Source organism: Caldisericia bacterium, assembly GCA_021158845.1.
Lineage (GTDB): Bacteria > Caldisericota > Caldisericia > B22-G15 > B22-G15 > B22-G15.
In genome coordinates this window covers 1-3539 of record JAGGSY010000101.1, presented here as the reverse complement: position 1 = coordinate 3539, position 3539 = coordinate 1, and the positions used below count along the sequence as shown (strand labels likewise).

Below are 3539 nucleotides of genomic sequence, written 5' to 3'. Positions count from 1 at the left end.
CATTCGTTATAAGGGCAGTCTTTATCTCGGTAAATTCTCTTACCTTCTGTATCAAGTATCCTATATCCTTAGATAAAAGAGGTTCTCCCTCTCCAACAAAAGTAATGTAATCAATCTCGTTGTTAAATTTATTAACAGCTTCTTTAATCTCTGAGAGTATCAATTCTCTTTTAAAGAAACTCCTTCTTTGATTTGTAAAATTTTTAGTTCTCCCAAGCTGGCAATAAACGCATGAGTAGTTGCATGTTTTCAGCGGTATTGGGTTAACTCCAAGAGACCTACCAAAACGCCTTGATGGTACAGGACCATAAATAAACTTGAAATTTTTTTTCATAAATTAATTATAGATTCATATATAATTAAACTCAAGGAGGAAAAAATGGAGAGAACTTTACTTATATTAAAACCAGATGCTTTTAGAAGAGGCCTTGTTGGAGAGATAATAAGAAGGGTGGAACTTAAAGGGTTTAAGATTGTTAATATGAAGTTTGAGTATCTTTCAAGAGAAAAAGCTGAGAGATTTTATAAAGAACACAGGGGTAAGGATTTTTTTAACAAACTTGTAAACTATATTACTTCTGGACCAATACTTGCCATAGAGTTGGAAGGTAAAAATGCAATTAAGATGCTTAGGATTCTTATAGGAGCAACAGATCCTTTGGAAAGAGAGATGGGCTCCATAAGGGGTGATTTCTCAATGGATGTCACTGAAAATCTTGTTCATGCCTCAGATTCAGAGGAAAGTTTTAAAAGGGAGAAGAGAATAATTTTTGAATTATAATAAGGTAAAAAAGTAAGGAGGAAGAGATGGCTATAAAGGAAGCCAAGTTTATCTGGATGGATGGAGAAATGGTTCCGTGGCGGGATGCAAAGATACATGTACTTTCACATGTTGTTCATTACGGTTCCGGTGTATTTGAGGGAATAAGGAGTTATGAAGCAGATAGAGGTCCTGAAATCTTTAGATTAACAGATCATTTAAAAAGGCTATACAACTCTGCAAAAATTTATAGAATGGAAATTCCTTATTCTCTGGAGGAGCTAAAAGAAGCTACAAAAGAACTTATAAAAAGGAATGAATTGAAGTCTGCCTATATAAGACCAATAGTTTTTAGAGGTTATGGAACAATAAGTCCTACAGGAAAAGGCTCACCAGTTCAGGTGGCTATTATAGCTTTTGAATTTGGAAGGTATCTGGGTGAGGAGGAGTTTAAAAAAGGAGTTGATGTTATGATCTCATCATGGAGAAAATTTGCTCCAGATACAATACCAGCCATGGCTAAAGCAAGTGGGAACTATCTTAACTCATCTCTGGTTGGGCTTGAAGCAGCAGAATATGGATTCAAAGAAGGTATCTTACTTGATAATTTTGGTTTTTTGAGCGAAGGAAGTGGAGAAAATATCTTTCTTGTAAAGGATGGAGTTTTATTTACACCACCTGTATCCGCATCCATACTTGTTGGAATAACAAGAGATTCAATTGTTAAAATAGCAAGAGATTTAGGGTTTGAAGTGAGGTTTGAGTTCATTCCAAGGGAGATGGTGTATATTGCAGATGAGCTTTTCTTTGTTGGAACTGCTGCAGAGGTTACACCGATAAGAAGTGTTGATAGAATCCCTATTGGGAAAGGAGTTGCAGGGGAAATAACACTTAAAATTCAAAGGAGGTTTTTAGATATAGTGGAGGGAAGAGAGGAAGACAGGTACGGCTGGCTTGAGTATGTATATTAAACTTTCACCAGATAAGAAAGATAATTCCCACTATTACTAAGAGGATTGAAATTGAAAGATATATGAACTTTTTTCTCGTTCTAAAAAAGAAGGAGAGTATTAATAAAGCTACTCCTGATGCAATAAGTATCCATGGAAGAGCGTTAAATCTATTCTCAATCAAATTTTCTGGAATTTTATTTCCCTCTCCTGGTGGTGCTATAGGTAAAAAGGAAAATAGAGGCATTTAATATCTCCTTACCCTTATAAGTCCTGAAAATGGTATGATTTCAACACCGTTCTTCTCTATCTCATCAAGTATAATGTTCATCCCAATAGAATCAGAAGCCATATGGCTTGCTACAAGTAGATTTATATAATTTTTCTCTGCTTCTTTTCTATGTTCCTCAGAAAAGTGCATACCTACAATAGTTCCAACCCCTGCATCGGACAACCTTTTCATCATCTCTTTCGCTCCTTCTGTTCCTCCTGTCATATCAACTACTATCTTTCCTGCCTTTGATTTTTTATTTCCTGCGTATATTTTTAGACCGAAACCCATTTTTTCTGCCTCTTCATATTCAGGTACAGTTAATAGTAGATCCATTAAGTCTTTGATATACTCTGGTTTCTCCTTCTCTATAAGATTTGTGAGAAAAGTAGTTACACAATTATCTGCTGCAGTGTGGCAACACATAAATGGAAGATTCAAAAGCTTTGCTGAATCCACTGCTCTATATGCATTGGATGCATGAACACTTCTTTCTACTTCTGATATCCTCTTTCCCAAAAGTTTCTCAACAATATTTATTGGAACACCCCATATATGATTTATCTCCTCTTGGACCTTCATAACATTGTATAAATTTAAAAGTCCAATACCTCTTGGATGATGAGCAATAACAAGATCAGCATTGAAATTTTTTGCAAGCATAAGTTCTCCAGTATCTATATCTATACCTGTAAAAATTTTCTTTATCTCCTCCTCTCCTGTCCCAAAGAGTATCCTTGTATCTCCGTAGGGATTTTTTAAAGACTCTTTATCAAAAAATTTCTTTTCTTGCTCAGGAATTTTTTCAAATTCTTCCCTTTTCTTTTCAAGCTCCTTCTTTACAAACTCCACACCTCTTGGATCAAACCTAATTCCGATTTCAATTGCCTTTTCATAGATCTCTTTTAATTTCATTTCTACCTCCTTAATTTTATATTATAATTGAAATATGGAGATATTTCTTGATAGCGCAAAAGAAGATGAAATTTTAAGTGTCAGGGATTTTCTTTTTATAAGAGGGATAACAACAAACCCAAGTCTTATTTCCAGAGAGAGAATAGAAGTAGAGAAACTTGTAGATATCGCAAAGAAAAACAACTTTAAAATTTTTATTCAGACTTTGGGAGAAACCAAAGAGGAAATTTATAAGGAAGGAGTAAGTTATTTCTCTCTTTATCCTGAGGGCGTTATACTAAAAATTCCCTTCTCATCTGAGGGTCTTAGGGTAATCCCACTTCTAAAGGGAGAGAACATTCCAATTGCCATTACATCCATTTTCTCTCTTCCACAGATAATAGTTTCTCTCCCTTTACAACCTGATTATGTGATTCCCTATATAGATAGAATAGGAAGATATGGAGGAGATGGAATAAAACTTGTTAGAGACGCAAGGGATATAATCACAAGAGAGAATTCATCCACAAAGATCCTTTCAGCAAGTTTTAGGAGTGTAAAACAGATTGAGGAAGTTATGGTTGCAGGAAGTGATGCCATAACTATTCCTATGAAAGTATTGAAAGACATAATGTTAAATCCCCTATCAGAAAAAGCTATAAGA

The 3539-nt window shown here is 34.8% G+C and carries 6 protein-coding genes; 3 read left to right on the top strand and 3 right to left on the bottom strand.

Annotation, left to right across the window (positions count from 1 at the left end):
* A partial coding sequence (locus J7J33_03915; protein ID MCD6168436.1) for a radical SAM protein occupies positions 1–334 on the bottom strand: 334 nt, incomplete at its 3' end.
* Between the two features lie 45 nt (positions 335–379).
* On the opposite strand from J7J33_03915, the gene ndk reads away from it, so the two are divergent.
* Both ndk and J7J33_03905 read left to right on the top strand, forming a co-directional pair.
* Complete coding sequence (gene ndk / locus J7J33_03910) at positions 380–781, top strand: nucleoside-diphosphate kinase (GenBank protein MCD6168435.1); 402 nt, start codon at positions 380–382, stop codon at positions 779–781.
* A gap of 26 nt (positions 782–807) precedes the next feature.
* Positions 808–1731 (top strand): branched-chain amino acid transaminase, encoded by a 924-nt coding sequence (locus J7J33_03905; protein MCD6168434.1) that lies wholly within the window; start codon positions 808–810, stop codon positions 1729–1731.
* Positions 1732–1735: 4 nt separating this feature from the next.
* Here J7J33_03905 and J7J33_03900 read toward each other — a convergent pair whose 3' ends face one another.
* Entirely contained in the window at positions 1736–1957 is a 222-nt protein-coding gene (locus J7J33_03900) for a hypothetical protein (protein MCD6168433.1), read from the bottom strand.
* Complete coding sequence (locus J7J33_03895; GenBank protein MCD6168432.1) at positions 1958–2896, bottom strand: NGG1p interacting factor NIF3; 939 nt, start codon at positions 2894–2896, stop codon at positions 1958–1960.
* A 34-nt stretch (positions 2897–2930) separates the two neighbouring features.
* On the opposite strand from J7J33_03895, the gene J7J33_03890 reads away from it, so the two are divergent.
* The coding region (locus J7J33_03890; GenBank protein ID MCD6168431.1) for a hypothetical protein at positions 2931–3539 on the top strand (609 nt) is incomplete at its 3' end.